Here is a 16,536-nt window from a genome sequence, read left to right as displayed (position 1 = left end):
ACAGTAGCTCATCACACTGATGCGTTCGCCTCGGTGACGGTCGGACGAGGCCCCCCGATGCCCCCGGCCGCTGCTAGTCCCGGGTCATGTCGACGAAGCGCGAGTAGTGGCCCTGGAAGGCCACCGTGATGGTGGCGGTCGGGCCGTTACGGTGCTTGGCGACGATCAGGTCGGCCTCACCGGCGCGCGGGGACTCCTTCTCGTAGGCGTCCTCACGGTGGAGCAGGATGACCATGTCGGCGTCCTGCTCGATCGAGCCGGACTCGCGCAGGTCGGAGACCATCGGCCGCTTGTCGGTGCGCTGCTCGGGGCCACGGTTCAGCTGGGAGAGCGCGATGACCGGGACTTCCAGCTCCTTGGCCAGCAGCTTCAGGTTTCGCGACATGTCGGAGACCTCCTGCTGGCGGTTCTCCGCCCGGCGGGAGCCGCCGGACTGCATCAGCTGGAGGTAGTCGATGACGACCAGCTTGATGTCGTTGCGCTGCTTGAGCCGGCGGCACTTGGCCCGGATCTCCATCATCGACAGGTTCGGGGAGTCGTCGATGAACAGCGGCGCCTCGCTGACGTCGGGCATCCGGCGGGCGACGCGGGTCCAGTCGTCGTCCGTCATGTTCCCGGAACGCATGTGGTGCAGCGCGACCCGGGCCTCGGCGGACAGCAGGCGCATGGCGATCTCGTTGCGGCCCATTTCGAGCGAGAAGATCACGCTCGGCAGCTTGTTCTGGATCGAGCAGGCGCGGGCGAAGTCCAGCGCCAGGGTCGACTTGCCCATCGCGGGGCGGGCCGCGATCACGATCATCTGGCCGGGGTGGAGGCCGTTGGTGAGCGCGTCGAAGTCGGCGAAGCCGGTCGGGACGCCGGACATCTGGCCGTTGCGGGAGCCGATCGCCTCGATCTCGTCGAGGGCGCCCTCCATGATGTCGGCGAGCGGCGCGTAGTCCTCGTTGGTGCGCTGCTCGGTGACGGCGTAGATCTCCGCCTGGGCTGCGTTGACGATCTCGTCGACGTCGCCCTCGGCCGCGTAGCCCATGCCGGCGATCCGGGTGCCGGCCTCGACCAGACGGCGCAGGACGGCGCGCTCGTGGACGATCTGGGCGTAGTACTCGGCGTTGGCGGCGGTCGGGACGGAGTTGACCAGGGTGTGCAGGTAGGAGGCGCCGCCGACGCGCTGGAGCTCGCCGCGCTTGGTGAGCTCGCCGGCCACGGTGATCGGGTCGGCCGGCTCGCCGCGGGCGTACAGGTCGAGGATCGCACCGTGGACCATCTCGTGCGCGGGCCGGTAGTAGTCGGCCGGCTTGAGCACCTCGACCACGTCGGCGATGGCGTCCTTGGAGAGCAGCATGCCGCCGAGGACGGACTGCTCGGCCGCGAGGTCCTGCGGGGGGACGCGCTCGAAGCCGTCCACGCCGCCCTGGCCCTCGTCGTCGCGGCGCTGCCAGCCGCCGCCACCGCTCTGCGAACCGTCGCGCTGGGAGCCGCTCCGGCTTCCCTTGCCGCCCTTCTGGAAGCCGCCCTCGCGACCGCCGCCGTCCCGGTTGCCCTCCCGGCCGCCGCCCTGGCCGGTGCGGCTGCGGGAGACCGGGAGCCGGTCGCCGGGCCCGTCGGGGAAGGACGCGTCGTCGAAGGCGCCGGCCGGGAAGGGGTCCTCGGCGGGCTGCCAGTCCTCCTCCGGCGGCGGGGCGTCGTGGTCGTCGTACTGGGGGCCGGTCACGCGTGTTCCCCGATCAGCGAGTGGTGCGAGTTGGAGCGGGCCTTGCCGGTGGCTGGGTGGAGCGGAGCCGCTCCTCTTTGTACGCCACGGCACCGACAAATCGGACGCCGGGGCGGGCGGGAGTGTCGGGCGGAGGGCCCACGCTAAGGCGCCGGGAGCCGTTCAGCCAAGGCGGTTATCCACAGGGGGTGTGGACGAGCGGCCCCGGGCTGTGGAGAAGTGCCGCAAAGCTGTGGACGCCCCTGTGGAAGGCTCTGTGGATAACCAGACCATCTGCCCACCGTCAACCTGTTGACCAGGCATTACCTCTTACCGGGCCTGTGCATGAGAAATTCTTCACACGCAGCCGGGCGCCCGCGGGCGCGAAGCGGACCGAGCGCCTCGCTCAAGAATTCGAGTAATGGCCAACTGCCACTAGCAGTCATTACCTGTGGATGAGTAGCCTGGAGCCCATGACCGCCCCTCCCGCAGCCCCGACCCCCTCCAGACGCCGGCACGACCGGGAGATCCTCGCGCTGGCCGTCCCGGCCTTCGGCGCGCTGGTCGCCGAACCGCTGTTCCTGATGGCCGACTCGGCGATCGTCGGCCACCTCGGCACCCCGCAGCTGGCCGGGGTCGGCGTCGCCGCCGCCGCGCTGTCCACCGCGACCGGCGTGTTCGTCTTCCTCGCCTACGCCACCACCGCGGCGGTGGCCCGCCGGATCGGTGCCGGGGACCGCCGCGGCGCCGTCCAACAGGGCGTCGACGGCATCTGGCTCGCCCTCGGCCTGGCCGTCCCGGTGGTGCTGCTCACCGTGCTGCTGGCACCCTGGGCGGCCGACGTCCTGGGGGCCTCGGAGACCGCCGCCCCCTACGCCGTGACGTACCTGCGGATCAGCGCCCTGGGCATCCCCGCGATGCTCATGGTGATGGCCGCCACCGGCGTGCTGCGCGGCCTCCAGGACACCCGCACGCCGCTGCTGGTGGCGATCGCGGGCTTCACCGCCAACATCGGCCTGAACGCCGGCCTGGTGTACGGCGCCGGGCTCGGGGTGGCCGGCTCGGCCTGGGGCACCGTGCTCGCGCAGACCGGGATGGCCGCCGTCTACCTGGTCGTGGTGGTGCGCGGGGCGCGGCGCGAGCACGCCTCGCTGCGGCCGGACGCGGCCGGCATCCGGGCCAGCGCGAGGGCGGGCGGTCCGCTGCTGGTCCGGACGGTCAGCCTGCGCGCGGTGCTGATGATCGCCACCGCGGTGGCCGCCCGGCTGGGCGACGACCAGGTGGCCGCGCACCAGATCACCATGACGCTGTTCAGCTTCCTGGCCTTCGCCCTGGACGCCATCGCGATCGCCGGCCAGGCGATCATCGGCCGCTACCTGGGCGCCGAGGACGTCCCGGGCGCCAGGGCCGCCACCCGCCGGATGGTCGAGTGGGGCATCGGCTCGGGCGTGCTGCTGGGACTGCTGGTGGTGGCCGCCCGCCCGCTGTACGTCCCGCTGTTCACGCCCGATCCGGCGGTGCAGGGGCAGTTGGACACCGCCCTGCTGCTGCTCGCGCTCAGCCAGCCGGTCGCCGGCCTGGTCTTCGTGCTGGACGGGGTGCTGATGGGCGCCGGGGACGGCCCCTACCTGGCCTGGGCGGCGATCGCGACCCTGGCGGTGTTCACCCCGGCGGCGATCGCGGTGCCGGCCACCGGCACCGGGCTGGCCGGACTGTGGTGGGCGATGAACCTGTTCATGCTGGTCCGCGCGGCCTTCCTGGTCGGGCGGGCGCGCGGCGGCCGCTGGCTGGTCACCGGGGCCGTCCGGGGCTGACGGCGCCGGGGCCGAGGGCGCCGGCAGCGAACGCTCCAGCACCGAACGCGCCGGAACACGACCGAGGGCCGGACTCCCGGAGGAGTCCGGCCCTCAGGCCACTGCTACGGAACTCAGGCAGCGACGACGGCGACGTCGAGGTTGGCCTGGACGTCGGCGTGCAGCTTGACCGAGACCTTGTGGGTGCCCACGGTCTTGATCGGCGAGGCGATCGCGACGGCGCGCTTGTCCACGGCCGGGCCGCCGGCGGCCTTGATGGCCTCCACGACGTCGGCCTGGGTCACCGAACCGAACAGACGGCCGGCGTCGCCCGAGCGAACGGCCAGCTTGACCTGGACGCCCTCGAGCTTGCCCTTGACCTCGTTGGCGGCCTCAAGGGTCTGGATCTCGTGGATCTTGCGGGCGCGACGGATCGCGTCGACGTCCTTCTGGCCGCCCTTGGTCCAGCGGATGGCGTAGCCACGCGGAACCAGGTAGTTGCGGGCGTAGCCGTCCTTGACCTCGACGACCTCGCCGGCGGAGCCGAGACCCGGCACCTCGTGCGTGAGGATGATCTTCATTACTTGGTCACCCTCTCTTAGCGCGCGGTGCTGGTGTAGGGCAGCAGCGCCATCTCACGGCTGTTCTTCACGGCCGTGGCGACGTCACGCTGGTGCTGGGTGCAGTTGCCGGTGACCCGGCGGGCACGGATCTTGCCACGGTCGGAGATGAACTTCCGCAGCAGGTTCGTGTCCTTGTAGTCAACGTAGTTGACCTTGTCCTTGCAGAAGACGCAAACCTTCTTCTTCGGCTTGCGAGCAGGCGGCTTCGCCATTGTGTGCTCCATTTGGGGTTCACGGCCCGGCCTGCGTCCTCAGGACGCCGGCGGCCGGGCCGCACGAAATCTGTCAGCTCTTAGAACGGGGGCTCTTCCGAGAAGCCGCCACCGGACGGGGCGCCCCAGCTGCCGCCGCCCTGCTGGCCGCCGGACGGAGTGCTGGACGCCCACGGGTCGTCGGAGGGGCCGGACTGGCCGCCGCCGCCGGAGTTTCCACCCCAGCTGCCGCCGCCCTGCTGGCCGCCACCGCCGCCCCAGCCGCCCTGCTGGCCACCGCCGCCGCCCTGCTGGCCGCCGAAGCCGCCACCGGGGCCGCCGGGGCCACCGGACCGGTTGGCCCGGGTGACCTTCGCGGTCGCCGAGCGCAGGCTCGGGCCGACCTCGTCGACCTCGACCTCGAAGACCGTCCGCTTCTCGCCTTCCTTGGTCTCGTAAGACCGCTGGCGCAGTCGGCCCTGCACGATGACGCGCATGCCGCGCTGCAGCGACTCGGCCACGTTCTCCGCCGGCTGCCGCCAGACGTTGCACGTGAGGAAGAGGCTCTCGCCGTCCTTCCACTCGTTCGTCTGACGGTCGAAGGTGCGGGGGGTGGACGCGATACGGAACTTCGCGACCGCCGCACCCGACGGGGTGAAGCGCAGCTCGGGGTCGTCGACGAGATTGCCGACGAGGGTGATGACGGTCTCGCCTGCCATGGTGGTGATGACCTCTCGGGAAGATGTCCGTTCACCGCTGTTTCACGTGAAACAGCGGACGCGAGCTACCCGAGACCCGAAGGCCTCAGAGGTGGCTCAGTGGGTGTCCGGGCGCAGGACCTTGGTCCGCAGAACCGACTCGCTCAGGCCCATCTGGCGGTCGAGCTCCTTGACGACCTCAGGCGTGGCCTTCAGGTCGATGACCGAGTAGATGCCCTCGGACTGCTTGTTGATCTCGTAAGCCAGACGGCGACGACCCCAGGTGTCGACCTTCTCCACCTTGCCGCCGGCGTTCCGGACGACGGTGAGGAAGTTCTCGATCAGGGGGGAGACAGCGCGCTCCTCGACCGAGGGGTCGAGGATGACCATCACCTCGTAGTGACGCATGGGTAACCCACCTCCTTTGGACTCAACGGCCACGGTCTCTCCGTGGCAGGAGGGTTGTGCAGCGTCGGCACCGGAGCAGTGACGACACCGGCCACCGTAGCGGCCGGGTCCGACAATCGGGCCCCGCTCACCCGACGGGGTGGTCGCCCGGAAGAGGGCGCAAGGGGGCACAACTACACCAGTGCAGACGGCACAGCCTACCCGCACCCGGACGGCCGAACAAAACGCATAGGGGTTGTGAGACCGACCCAACCGCCGCAATCTGGACGGAACGGGATTCCTGCCCGTTCGTCTCCACGCCAGGAGGTGGGACACATGGCCCAGTCCGTCCACCGCATGCCCGCGCTCACACTGAACACCGACGGCCACCCGCACCCCCGCGAGAACGCCCTGGTGGGCCTCACCGCCGTGCTGGGCGTGATCGCCTTCACCACCTCGTTCTTCCACAACCTGCACCTGCTGACCTCGTGGACCGGCCTGTTCGGGATCATCACGGGGCTGCTCGGCATGTTCGTCTCGGTCACCACGGCCGAGCGCTTCGTGCTGATGATCACGCTCGGCGCCTCCGCCATCGGCTTCTACCTCGGCATCGCCCGGGGCGGCCTCTGGGGCTGAGCCGCCCCGGTCGCACCGTTCCGGAACCCTCGGCGCCCCCGTGGCGTATCTGCAAGGAGACAGGTACGCGACGGGGGCGCCGTCGCGCCCGCAGCGGCGGGCGCCCGGGCCCCGGACGATAGGGTCAGCCCGAGAACCTGGGCCCACCGCAGCCCGACCGACGAGGAGCACCGAGCAATGAGCCTGCGCCTGAGGACGATCACCCGCGAGGAGCACCTCGCCTTCATCAGGAGCCGCGCCTCGGCCAGCCACATGCAGGTGCCGTCGTGGGGCGACGTGAAGGCCGAGTGGCGCTCGGAGTCGATCGGCTGGTTCGACGAGGCCAACCAGCTCGTCGGCGCCGGCCTGGTGCTCTACCGGCAGCTGCCCAAGCTCAAGCGCTACCTCGCCTACCTGCCCGAGGGCCCGGTCATCGACTGGTTCGACCGGGACCTCGACCGCTGGCTCTCCCCGATGCTCGCGCACCTCAAGTCGCAGGGCGCGTTCTCGGTCAAGATGGGCCCGCCGATCGTCATCCGCCGCTGGAACGCCCCCACCATCAAGGAGGCCATCGCCGGCAAGCAGGCCAAGCGCCTGCGCGACGTCGAGGCCGACTGGTACGAGGCGCGCGCCTTCGAGGTGGCCGACCGGCTGCGCAAGGCCGGCTGGCTGCAGGGCGAGGACGGCGGCGCCGGCTTCGGCGACGTCCAGCCGCGCTACGTGTTCCAGGTGCCGCTGGCCAACCGCTCGCTGGACGACATCCACAAGAACTTCAACCAGCTCTGGCGCCGCAACATCAAGAAGGCCGAGAAGAGCGGCGTCGAGGTGTACCAGGGCGGCTACGACGAGCTGCCGATCTTCCACCAGCTCTACCTGGTGACCGCCGAGCGCGACAAGTTCACCCCGCGCCCGCTGTCCTACTTCCAGCGGATGTGGAAGGCCCTCACCGCCGAGGACCAGAACCGGATGCGGCTCTACATCGCCTACCACGACGGCGAGCCGCTGGCCGCGACCACGATGCTGGTGGTCGGCGAGCACGTCTGGTACTCCTACGGCGCCTCGGCCAACCACAAGCGCGAGGTCAAGCCGTCCAACGCGATCCAGTGGCGGATGATGCGCGACTCCTACGCGCTCGGCGGCGGCGTCTACGACCTGCGCGGCATCAGCGACACCCTGGACGAGAACGACCACCTGTTCGGCCTGATCCAGTTCAAGGTCGGCACCGGCGGCCAGGCCGCCGAGTACCTCGGCGAGTGGGACTTCCCGCTCAACAAGCTGCTGCACAAGGCCCTCGACCTCTACATGTCCCGCCGCTGAGGAGGCTGACCCGATGACGCTGTCGCTCTACCTCGACACCGAACGCTGGCGCACCCACCAGCGCTCCGTCCTCGCCGAGTTCCCCGGCCTGGTGCCGGTCGCCAAGGGGAACGGCTACGGCCTGGGCAACCACCGGCTGGCCGAGGAGGCGACGCTGCTGGGCACCGGTGTGCTGGCCGTCGGCACCGCGTACGAGGCGGCCGACGCCGCCGAGTGGTACGGCGGCGAGCTGCTGGTGCTCACCCCGTACCGGGTCGGCGAGGAGGTCCTGCCGCTGCCGCACGCCCGGGTGATCCGGACGGTGGCGAACCTGGACGCGCTGCGGGCGCTGCGCGGCGCCCGGGTGGTGGTGGAGTGCATGACCTCCATGCGCCGCCACGGGGTGAGCGCCGCCGACCTCACGGCCGTCGCCGCCGAGCTGGACGGCGTCGCCTTCGAGGGCCTGGCGCTGCACCTGCCGATGGACCGGCCGGACGGCTCCAGCCCGACCGAGGAGGTCGTCCACTGGGTGGACACCGCCCGGGCGGCCGGGGTGCCGGTGCACACCGTGTACGTCAGCCACCTCGGCGCGGCCGGCATGGAGCAGCTGGCCCAGCGCTACCCGGACATCGTCTTCCGGGCCCGGATCGGCACCCGGCTCTGGCTGGGCGACCACGGCGCGCTGGAGGTCCGGGCCACGGTGCTGGACGTCACCCCGGTGAGGAAGGGCGACCGCTACGGCTACCGCCAGCACCCGGCGCCGGCCGACGGCCACATCGTGGTGGTGGCCGGCGGCACCGCGCACGGCATCGGCCTGGAGGCGCCCAAGTACGTGCAGACCATGGCCTCCCGGGCCAAGGGCATCGCCCGGGCCGGCCTGGCGACCGTCAACAAGACCAAGTCGCCGTTCCACTGGGCCGGCAAGCAGCTCTGGTTCGCCGAGCCGCCGCACATGCAGGTCTCGCTGCTGTTCCTGGACGGCGAGACCAAGCCCCCCGCGATCGGCGAGGAGCTCGGCCTCCAGGTCCGGCACACCACCACGCACTTCGACCGCGTGGTGGACCGCTAGAGCGACCGAAGCGCCCGTGAGCGCCTACGCCTTCTCGGCCGGTTCCGGCAGTCCTGGCTCGTCCAGCCACTGCTCGGAGCCGGCCGGCGCGTATCCGGCGTAGCTCTCCTCCTCGCGCAGCGTCCGGGCGGTGCCCAGCACGAACACGTCCGGGGCCCGGTCGAGCACCCCGCCCGACGGGTCGTCGCTGCCGTCCCAGCGCACCGGGTCGCGGTCCGGCTGCAGGGCGTCGCGGACCACCATGACCACCAGGTAGAGCGTGCCCAGCAGGTGCAGCACGACCGCGAAGTGGTACCAGGCCTCGCCGATCCCGTGCTGCTTGGGCCCGGTGACGAAGCCCAGGTGGGACCAGATGCCCAGGGTGTACAGCACCTCGCAGGCCTGCCAGATCAGGAAGTCCCGCCAGCGCGGCCGGGCCAGCACCGCGAGCGGCAGCAGCCAGAGCGCGTACTGCGGCGAGTACACCTTGTTGACCAGCACGAACAGGGCGACCACCAGGAAGACCAGCTGCGCGAAACGCGGGCGGCGGGGCGCCGAGAAGCCGAGCCACGCTATGGCCAGGCAGCCGAGGACCATCAGCACGCCGATGTAGAGGTCGAGGTCGGCCAGCCCCGTGCCCCGGCTCTGCATCAGGATCAGCCAGAACGAGCCGTAGTCCTCGGCGCGGTGCTTGCTGAACACGTAGAAGGTCGACCAGCCCTGCCAGTTGGCCGCCATGATCGGCAGGTTGACCAGCAGCCAGGAGCCGGCCGCGCCGGCCAGCATCACCCGGAACTCGCGCCACTTCCCGGCCCGCCAGCAGAGCACCAGCAGCGGGCCGATCAGCAGCACCGGGTAGAGCTTGGCCGCGGTGGCCAGGCCGATGAAGACACCCGCCCAGCCGGGCCGGGAGCCGGACCACCAGGCCATCGCCACGGCGGCCAGCGCGACCGCGAGGAGGTCCCAGTTGACCGTGCCGTTCAGCAGCAGGACGGGCGCGAGCGCGAACAGCAGGGCGTCCCAGGGGCGGCGGCGGTGGGTGCGCGAGAGCGCCACCACGGCGACCACCGCGCAGGCCATCAGCAGCCCCGCGTTGATCGCCCAGAACCACCGCTCTTGGTCCTGCGCGGTGCCGGCGCCGGGCGTCAGCCAGGCCGCGACCTGCATGAACAGGCCGGTCAGCACCGGGTATTCGAGGTACTGCAGATCCCCCGAGGTGCCCGGGATGCGGTCCACGTACGGATGCAGCCCGGCCGAGAAGCCGCGGCCGGAGAACAGGTGCGGGATGTCGCTGTAGCAGGCGTGGATGTACTGCGGCGAACCCGGCTGGAACCAGGCCTGGTTGTAGCAGGGCGCCTTCTGCACCATGCCGAGCACCGAGACCACGATCACCGCCAGCGCCAGGAAGCGCGCCGGGATCCACCACGAGACGCCCAGCAGCGCCCGACGGCCCGGCGGGCCGCCGATCACCTCGCTGCCGGCCGCCGCCACCGGGTCCTCGTCGGCCGGGACGACCACGGTGTTGACCGGCGGCGCGGCCGTGGCGACGGCCGGCCCGACCGGTCCTGCGGCGTCGCCGGGCCCGGCCGGCCCTGCGGATTCGTCACGATCGCTCGACGTCATGCCGGACATCCTGCCGCACCGGCCCCACCGGGACGAGGAGGACCCCGCAACGGGCCCGGCCTCCGTCGCCCGGTGGCACGGCGAATCATGACGAAACGGCGGTGGCGGCCCTCCGGAGAGGGCCGCCACCGCCGTTCGGTTCATCCGCTCAGCGGGTGGTGGTCAGGGCAACAGCCCGTTCTGTCCACCGCCCCCGCCGGTCGAGGACGGGGTCGACGGCCTGCCGCTCGGCTTGGTGGTCGTCGGCGGGGGGTCCGTCGGCGGCGCCGTGGGCGGGGGCGTGCTGCAGCCGAGGAGGCCGCAGCTGCTCGTCGGACCGGGGTTGGTCGTCTTGTGCGTCGACGTCTGGCTCGGCTGCGTGCCCGGGCAGTCCACGCCCGGGACACAGCCCGGGCCCTGGCTGGACACGGGCGGCTGCGGCTGGTTGTTGTTGGTCGGCGGCGGCTGGTTGTTGGCCGGCTGGGTCGCGGGCGGGGCCGACGGGGTGTCGCTCGTCGTCGGCGTGGGCGTCATGCTCGGCGAGACCGGGGCGCCGGAGGAGTCCACCTCGGTGCCGACCGGCTGCGGGGTCGGGAAGTCCATCTTCTTCTCGTTGGCCAGCGCGGCCTTCATGTACCGGGTGAAGACGTCGGTCGGGATGTCACCACCGTGGATGGACTCCTTGCCGCCGGTGCCGTTGAGCGACAGCCGCTCGTGCTTGCTCGGGTCCTCGCGCCACATCGCGACGCTGGTCACCAGTTGCGGGGTGTAGCCGACCCACCAGGCCGACTTGTTCTGGTCGGTGGTACCGGTCTTGCCGGCCACCGGGCGGCCCAGCTCCTTGGCCTTGAACCCGGTACCGTTCTTCACCACGTTCACCAGCACGTCGGTGACGTTGTCCGCGACGGCCGGCTCCAGGGCGACCTTGGCGTCCTTCTTGCCGAAGCCCGGGCGCTCGATGCCGTTCACCTCGACCTTGGTGACCGAGTAGGGCTCGGCCTCCTTGCCGCTGGCCGCCAGGGTGCCGTAGGCGGTGGCCATCCGGATCGGGCTGATGGTGGAGGTGCCGAGGGCGAAGGTCGGGGTCTTCGGATCGGCGAAGCTCTCCTTCCTGACGCCCATCTGCTCGGCGATGTTGGCCACGTTCTGACCGCCGACGTCCTGGTTGAGCTGGACGAAGGGCACGTTGAACGAGTTCTGCATGGCCGCCCGCAGCGAGACGTAGCCGCGCTTGCCGGAGTCCTCGTTCTTCTGCCGGTAGGGCTTGCCGTCGTCGCCGATCACCAGCGAGCCGTCCGGCTTGCGGATCTCGGACATGTCGTCGGACAGGTAGCGGCTGTCGGCGTTGATCCGCTTCGGCTTGCCCTTGTCGTCGGTGGCCGTCTGGACGCCGATCTGCATGGCGGTCGCCAGCACGAAGGGCTTGAAGGTCGAGCCGACCTGGACGCCGATGGCGTCGGCGTTGTTGTCGAAGTGGCCGTTCTCCACGCCGTCGCCGCCGTAGAGGGCGACGATCGCGCCGTCGCCGGGGCGGATGCTGGCGGAGCCGAACTGGATGAAGGTGTCGTTGTTGGGGCGCTTCTGGGCGTTGAGGTTCTCGCCCTTGACGTCGTCGACGGCCTTCTTCAGGGCGTCGACCTTGTCCTTCTCGAAGGTGGTGTAGACCTTCAGACCGCCCTTGTCGATCATCTGCTGAGTGATCGTCTTGTCGGTGGCCATCAGGTACTTGTTGGCGGTGTCGACCAGGTAGCTGACCTCACCGTTCATGTTGGAGCTGGGCTTCTGCGGGATCGGGTCGGGGAAGGTGGTGCACTTCGCCCGCTCCTCCGGGGTGATGGCCTTGGTCTTCACCATGTTCTCGAGGATCCAGGCCCACCGCCCCTGGGCCCGCTCCTTGTTGGCCGGGTTGCTGGGGTCGTAGTACGACGCGCCCTTCAACAGGCCGGCCAGCATGGCGCTCTGGCAGAGGTCGAGGTCCTTGGCGTCGACCCCGTAGTAGGCCTGCGCCGCGGCCTGGGCGCCGTTCGAGCCTCGACCGAACCAGCTGGTGTTCAGGTACCCCTTGAGGATGTCCGGTTTCTGCATCTTCTGATTGATCTTCAGCGTGATGAAGAACTCCTTCAGCTTGCGGCTGAGGGTCTGCTCCTGGCTGAGGTACGCGTTCTTCACGTACTGCTGGGTGATCGTCGAGGCGCCCTGGGTCTCGCCGCCCTTGGCCATGTTGTAGACGGCGCGGAGCATGCCCTTGGGGTCGATGCCGCTGTCCTCGCGGAAGGTCTGGTTCTCCGCCGCGATCACGGCGTTCTGCAGGTTGGGGCTGATGTCGGAGAGCTCGACGATCTGACGGTTGGTCTCACCCTTGCGGGTCATCTCCGAGCCGTCGGCCCAGTAGTAGATCGTGTTCTGGTCCTTCATCAGATCCTTGAGCTTCGGGATCTCAGTGGTCTGGTAGAGGTAGAACACCCCGCCCACGCAGGTGGCGAAGACGATCAGGAAGCCGCTCAGCCACTGCCGCCAGGACGGCAGCCAGCGCCGGACGCCGGTCTTGCCGAAGCGCGGGTAGTCGATGAACCGCTTCTTGCCGGGGCCTGCGGCGGCGGCCGCGGACGCGGCGGCAGCACCGCGCCGGCCGCCCTTGCCGCCCTTCTGGGCGGCCTTGCGCATCTCGGCGCGGCCCATCCGGGGCTGCTGAGCGGTCTCCCGTTCGCCCGGGGGGCGCCGGCGGCCGATGCCGTCCGAGCTCACCTCGTCCCGGCCGGGTCCGCCCTGACGGCCACCACCACCCGGGGGCTGCTGCCCGTCACCGCCCGGGCTGGGCGTCCTTCGCCGTCGTTCACTCATGTTGCAGCCACTCCTCGCCAGGCGGTTCCAGCCTGAAGGCAGGGTTCACGTCCGATGCCCGCCAACCGCCCTAACCCCGGAGGTGGTCCTCGTGCACACGCGACAGCGTACGCAGCCGGGAATCCCAACTAATCGGGCATCAGTCCCCAATGACCGCAAAACGGCAGCAGATCATTACACGCCCGTTGCCAATCACTCCTGCGCGTCGGCTTGTGATCACCTTCACGCGTGCCCCCCTTGCCCGTTCCGAGGGCCCGGTTTACTGTTCTCGATATATCGAGCCGATACATCGACGCGGCATACCGCCCGATGCAGCGGCCGGACGACGGCCGAGAGGAAGGAGGACGACGGCAATGGGCAGGCGCTCAGGAGTGCTGGAGTTCGCCGTTCTCGGTCTGCTCCACGACGCCCCGATGCACGGCTACGAGCTGCGCAAGCGGCTCAACGTCCTGCTCGGAACGTTGCGGGCGTTCTCGTACGGAACGCTCTACCCGTGCCTGAAGAGCCTGGTCGCCCAGGGTTTCCTGGTCGAGGACAACCCGGACGTCGAGTACGTCCCGGCCACCGCGCTCAACGGCAAGCGGTCCAAGACCGTCTACCGGCTCTCCCCCGAAGGCAAGCAGCGCTTCGAGGAGCTGCTCGCCGACTCCGGGCCCGACGCCTGGGAGGACGAGCACTTCGGCGTCCACTTCGCGTTCTTCGGCCAGACCGACCGGGCCGTGCGGATGCGCGTCCTGGAAGGGCGCCGCAGCCGGCTGGAGGAGCGACTGGAGAAGATGCGCAACTCGCTGGCCCGCGCCCGCGAGCGGTTCGACGACTACACCGTCGAGCTGCAGCGGCACGGACTGGAGTCGGTGGAGCGCGAGGTCCGGTGGCTCAACGAGCTGATCGAGACCGAGCGGGCCAACCGCACCGGCCGGACCGGGCCCGCCACCGGCGGCAACACCACCGCCGTACCCCACAAGACTTCGGACGGCCGTGGCCAGGAGGAAGGGTCCCAGGACCCGCCCGGGCCACCGTACGACCGCCCGGGGCGCTCCGCCCAGGAGCGCTGACACCGCGTCAGCCCTGTGCCGCGCGGCAGGAGTGGGCGCCTCGCGCCCGTACAAGCAGTCATCGAAGAAGCAGGACGAGTGCCGTCGACCCCGGCGGCCCTCATGAGATCACAGGGAGCAACCGGAATGGGTTCGGTTCGCGTAGCCATCGTGGGCGTGGGCAACTGCGCCGCGTCGCTGGTGCAGGGTGTCGAGTACTACAAGGACGCCGACCCGGCCGGCAAGGTCCCCGGGCTGATGCACGTCCAGTTCGGTGAGTACCACGTCCGCGACGTGGAGTTCGTCGCCGCGTTCGACGTCGACGCCAAGAAGGTCGGCTTCGACCTGGCCGACGCCATCGGCAGCAGCGAGAACAACACCATCAAGATCTGCGACGTGCCGCCGACCGGCGTCACCGTCCAGCGCGGCCACACCCTCGACGGCCTGGGCAAGTACTACCGGGAGACCATCGAGGAGTCCGACGAGACCCCGGTCGACGTCGTCCAGGTCCTCAAGGACCAGCAGGTCGACGTCCTGGTCTGCTACCTGCCCGTCGGTTCCGAGGCCGCCGCCAAGTTCTACGCCCAGTGCGCCATCGACGCCAAGGTCGCCTTCGTGAACGCCCTGCCGGTGTTCATCGCGGGCACCAAGGAGTGGGCGGACAAGTTCACCGAGGCCGGCGTGCCGATCGTCGGTGACGACATCAAGTCCCAGGTCGGCGCCACCATCACGCACCGCGTGATGGCCAAGCTGTTCGAGGACCGCGGTGTCATCCTCGAGCGCACCATGCAGCTGAACGTCGGCGGCAACATGGACTTCAAGAACATGCTCGAGCGCGAGCGCCTGGAGTCCAAGAAGATCTCCAAGACCCAGGCCGTCACCTCGCAGATCCGCGACCGCGAGCTGGGCGCCAACAACGTCCACATCGGCCCGTCGGACTACGTGGCCTGGCTGGACGACCGCAAGTGGGCGTACGTCCGCCTGGAGGGCCGCGCGTTCGGCAACGTCCCGCTGAACCTGGAGTACAAGCTCGAGGTCTGGGACTCCCCGAACTCCGCCGGTGTCATCATCGACGCCGTGCGCGCCGCGAAGATCGCCAAGGACCGCGGCATCGGCGGCCCGATCCTGTCGGCCTCCTCGTACTTCATGAAGTCCCCGCCGGTGCAGTACTTCGACGACGAGGCCAAGGAGAACGTCGAGAAGTTCATCCGCGGCGAGGTCGAGCGCTGAGGTCGAGCGCCGGAGCCGGCGGCGGGTGACCGCCGCCGGCCGCGCCGGAGGGCCCACGATCATCGGATCGTGGGCCCTTCACCGTTTCTCGGCGAATGTTTCACGTGAAACGGCGGCCGGTTCCATGGCACTCTGGGCGGGTGGCGATCACCGAGAACGGCAGCACCCACCAGTCCGCACACCGTGCCACGCTTCTCGGTCTGCTCCGCGGCCGGGACTTCCGGCGGCTGCTGACCGCCCGGGTGCTCTCCCAGCTCTCGGACGGCGTCTTCCAGGTCTCGCTCGCCGCCTACGTCGTGTTCTCCCCGGAGAAGCAGTCCTCCCCCGCCGACATCGCCTCGGTGCTGGCCGTGATGCTGCTGCCGTTCTCGGTGATCGGCCCGTTCGCCGGGGTGCTGCTGGACCGCTGGCGCCGCCGCCAGGTGCTCTACTACGGCAACCTGGCCCGCTTCGGGCTCGGCCTGGGCACCGGCGCCCTGCTCCTGGCGGAGGCGCCGACCTGGCTGTTCTTCGCCTCGGCGCTGCTGGTCACCGCGCTCAACCGGTTCATCCTGGCCGGCCTGTCCGCCGCCCTGCCCCGGGTGGTCGAGCAGGACCAGCTGGTCACCGCCAACGCGCTCTCCCCCACGCTGGGCACGGTCGCCGCCGCCTCCGGCGGAGGGGTCGGCTTCCTGCTGCACCAGGTGATGACCCCCGGGCCGAAGGCCGACGCCGCGCTGGTCACGGTGGCCGCGCTGCTCTACCTGTCGGCCGCACTGGCCGCCCGCCGGATGGACCGCGACCTGCTCGGCCCGGAGAAGCACGGCGACCGCCCGGCACTCGGCCAGGCACTGGTCCGGGCCGCCGTCGAACTCGGCGCCGCCGTGCGCCACTTGGTGCGGGACTGCCGGCCCGCCGTGCACGCGCTGGCCGCCGTCACCGCGGCCCGGTTCTGCTACGGCGTGCTGATCGTGGTCGTGGTGATGCTCGCCCGGTACACCTTCAACGACCCGGCCGACAGCGCGGCCGGACTGGTCACGCTCGGCCAGGCGGTCGGCCTGTCCGCCGCCGGGTTCTTCGTCGCCGCGGTGATCAGCCCCTGGTGCACCCGGCGGCTCGGCCTGGCCGGCTGGATGACGGTCTGCCTGGCGGCCCCGGTGGTCTTCGTCCCGGCGCTCGGCCTGAGCTTCACCCTGCTGCCCTGCCTGCTCGCGGCGCTGCTGCTCGGGGTGGTCACCCAGGGCACCAAGATCTGCGCCGACACCGTGGTCCAGGAGTCGGTCGAGGACGAGTACCGCGGCCGGGTCTTCGCGATCTACGACGTGCTGTTCAACGTCGCCTTCGTGACCGCCGCCCTGGTCACGGCGCTGGTGCTGCCGCTCTCCGGCCGCTCGGTCGTGGTGGTCGTCGGGGTCGCCGCGGTGTACGGGCTCTCGGCGCTCCTCTACCTGCGCTCCGCCCGGCGGTACGGGCCGCTCCCCGGCGACCAGGCCTCCTGAAGGCCCTCGG

General features: G+C 70.5%; 14 protein-coding genes. 7 read left to right on the top strand and 7 right to left on the bottom strand.

The window, feature by feature from the left end; translation table 11 throughout:
* Positions 1-73: 73 nt before the first annotated feature.
* Positions 74-1,711 (bottom strand): replicative DNA helicase, encoded by a 1,638-nt coding sequence (dnaB, locus tag AB0O19_RS13615; RefSeq protein WP_363619414.1) that lies wholly within the window; start codon positions 1,709-1,711, stop codon positions 74-76.
* 452 nt (positions 1,712-2,163) lie between these two features.
* Between dnaB and AB0O19_RS13610 the strand changes: the two genes are divergently transcribed.
* The gene (locus tag AB0O19_RS13610; protein WP_363579856.1) at positions 2,164-3,504 is read left to right on the top strand and encodes an MATE family efflux transporter; all 1,341 of its coding nucleotides are present in this window, start codon (positions 2,164-2,166) and stop codon (positions 3,502-3,504) included.
* A gap of 113 nt (positions 3,505-3,617) precedes the next feature.
* Here the strand turns inward: AB0O19_RS13610 and rplI are convergent, their stop codons facing one another.
* The 4 genes from rplI to rpsF all read right to left on the bottom strand — a co-directional run bounded on the left by rplI (position 3,618) and on the right by rpsF (position 5,403).
* The gene (gene rplI / locus AB0O19_RS13605) at positions 3,618-4,064 is read right to left on the bottom strand and encodes a 50S ribosomal protein L9 (protein WP_063348488.1); all 447 of its coding nucleotides are present in this window, start codon (positions 4,062-4,064) and stop codon (positions 3,618-3,620) included.
* A 17-nt stretch (positions 4,065-4,081) separates the two neighbouring features.
* A complete protein-coding gene (rpsR, locus tag AB0O19_RS13600) occupies positions 4,082-4,318 on the bottom strand; it encodes a 30S ribosomal protein S18 (RefSeq protein ID WP_030304537.1) in 237 nt (78 codons plus the stop codon).
* Positions 4,319-4,398: 80 nt separating this feature from the next.
* A complete protein-coding gene (locus tag AB0O19_RS13595; RefSeq protein WP_363619413.1) occupies positions 4,399-5,016 on the bottom strand; it encodes a single-stranded DNA-binding protein in 618 nt (205 codons plus the stop codon).
* A gap of 96 nt (positions 5,017-5,112) precedes the next feature.
* On the bottom strand, positions 5,113-5,403 hold the full coding sequence (rpsF, locus tag AB0O19_RS13590) for a 30S ribosomal protein S6 (protein WP_063348486.1): 291 nt from the start codon (positions 5,401-5,403) through the stop codon (positions 5,113-5,115).
* A 315-nt stretch (positions 5,404-5,718) separates the two neighbouring features.
* Between rpsF and AB0O19_RS13585 the strand changes: the two genes are divergently transcribed.
* The 3 genes from AB0O19_RS13585 (at position 5,719) to AB0O19_RS13575 (ending at position 8,362) form a co-directional block, all read left to right on the top strand.
* Positions 5,719-6,018 carry a hypothetical protein gene (locus AB0O19_RS13585; protein WP_063348485.1) on the top strand — a complete coding sequence of 100 codons (300 nt, stop codon included), beginning with the start codon at positions 5,719-5,721 and terminating at the stop codon, positions 6,016-6,018.
* Positions 6,019-6,195: 177 nt separating this feature from the next.
* Complete coding sequence (locus AB0O19_RS13580) at positions 6,196-7,314, top strand: peptidoglycan bridge formation glycyltransferase FemA/FemB family protein (protein ID WP_063348484.1); 1,119 nt, start codon at positions 6,196-6,198, stop codon at positions 7,312-7,314.
* Positions 7,315-7,327: 13 nt separating this feature from the next.
* Complete coding sequence (locus tag AB0O19_RS13575; RefSeq protein ID WP_363619412.1) at positions 7,328-8,362, top strand: alanine racemase; 1,035 nt, start codon at positions 7,328-7,330, stop codon at positions 8,360-8,362.
* A 24-nt stretch (positions 8,363-8,386) separates the two neighbouring features.
* Here the strand turns inward: AB0O19_RS13575 and AB0O19_RS13570 are convergent, their stop codons facing one another.
* Together AB0O19_RS13570 and AB0O19_RS13565 are read right to left on the bottom strand one after the other, a co-directional pair.
* Positions 8,387-9,964 (bottom strand): glycosyltransferase 87 family protein, encoded by a 1,578-nt coding sequence (locus AB0O19_RS13570; protein WP_363619411.1) that lies wholly within the window; start codon positions 9,962-9,964, stop codon positions 8,387-8,389.
* Positions 9,965-10,126: 162 nt separating this feature from the next.
* Complete coding sequence (locus tag AB0O19_RS13565; protein ID WP_363619410.1) at positions 10,127-12,784, bottom strand: transglycosylase domain-containing protein; 2,658 nt, start codon at positions 12,782-12,784, stop codon at positions 10,127-10,129.
* A gap of 353 nt (positions 12,785-13,137) precedes the next feature.
* Here AB0O19_RS13565 and AB0O19_RS13560 point away from each other — a divergent pair, with 353 nt between their 5' ends.
* The 3 genes from AB0O19_RS13560 (at position 13,138) to AB0O19_RS13550 (ending at position 16,526) form a co-directional block, all read left to right on the top strand.
* Entirely contained in the window at positions 13,138-13,839 is a 702-nt protein-coding gene (locus AB0O19_RS13560) for a PadR family transcriptional regulator (protein ID WP_063348480.1), read from the top strand.
* A 126-nt stretch (positions 13,840-13,965) separates the two neighbouring features.
* A complete protein-coding gene (locus tag AB0O19_RS13555; protein WP_363579861.1) occupies positions 13,966-15,048 on the top strand; it encodes an inositol-3-phosphate synthase in 1,083 nt (360 codons plus the stop codon).
* A gap of 140 nt (positions 15,049-15,188) precedes the next feature.
* Positions 15,189-16,526: an MFS transporter gene (locus AB0O19_RS13550; protein ID WP_363619409.1), complete on the top strand. Its 1,338-nt coding sequence runs from the start codon at positions 15,189-15,191 to the stop codon at positions 16,524-16,526.
* Positions 16,527-16,536 lie beyond the last annotated feature (10 nt).

Origin of the sequence: Kitasatospora sp. NPDC091276, from assembly GCF_040684355.1 — a bacterium.
GTDB lineage: Bacteria > Actinomycetota > Actinomycetes > Streptomycetales > Streptomycetaceae > Kitasatospora.
Note: the sequence above shows the minus strand (reverse complement) of the source record. Positions and strands in the feature narration are given on the sequence as shown.

What these genes read in the sequence shown, in the direction of transcription:
- AB0O19_RS13565 (WP_363619410.1), bottom strand. Translation starts at nt 12,784, where the DNA reads ATGAGTGAACGACGGCGAAGGACGCCCAGCCCGGGCGGTGACGGGCAG.
- AB0O19_RS13610 (WP_363579856.1), top strand. Translation starts at nt 2,164, where the DNA reads ATGACCGCCCCTCCCGCAGCCCCGACCCCCTCCAGACGCCGGCACGAC.
- AB0O19_RS13585 (WP_063348485.1), top strand. Translation starts at nt 5,719, where the DNA reads ATGGCCCAGTCCGTCCACCGCATGCCCGCGCTCACACTGAACACCGAC.
- rpsR (WP_030304537.1), bottom strand. Translation starts at nt 4,318, where the DNA reads ATGGCGAAGCCGCCTGCTCGCAAGCCGAAGAAGAAGGTTTGCGTCTTC.
- rpsF (WP_063348486.1), bottom strand. Translation starts at nt 5,403, where the DNA reads ATGCGTCACTACGAGGTGATGGTCATCCTCGACCCCTCGGTCGAGGAG.
- rplI (WP_063348488.1), bottom strand. Translation starts at nt 4,064, where the DNA reads ATGAAGATCATCCTCACGCACGAGGTGCCGGGTCTCGGCTCCGCCGGC.
- AB0O19_RS13575 (WP_363619412.1), top strand. Translation starts at nt 7,328, where the DNA reads ATGACGCTGTCGCTCTACCTCGACACCGAACGCTGGCGCACCCACCAG.
- AB0O19_RS13560 (WP_063348480.1), top strand. Translation starts at nt 13,138, where the DNA reads ATGGGCAGGCGCTCAGGAGTGCTGGAGTTCGCCGTTCTCGGTCTGCTC.
- AB0O19_RS13595 (WP_363619413.1), bottom strand. Translation starts at nt 5,016, where the DNA reads ATGGCAGGCGAGACCGTCATCACCCTCGTCGGCAATCTCGTCGACGAC.
- AB0O19_RS13555 (WP_363579861.1), top strand. Translation starts at nt 13,966, where the DNA reads ATGGGTTCGGTTCGCGTAGCCATCGTGGGCGTGGGCAACTGCGCCGCG.
- AB0O19_RS13580 (WP_063348484.1), top strand. Translation starts at nt 6,196, where the DNA reads ATGAGCCTGCGCCTGAGGACGATCACCCGCGAGGAGCACCTCGCCTTC.
- AB0O19_RS13570 (WP_363619411.1), bottom strand. Translation starts at nt 9,964, where the DNA reads ATGACGTCGAGCGATCGTGACGAATCCGCAGGGCCGGCCGGGCCCGGC.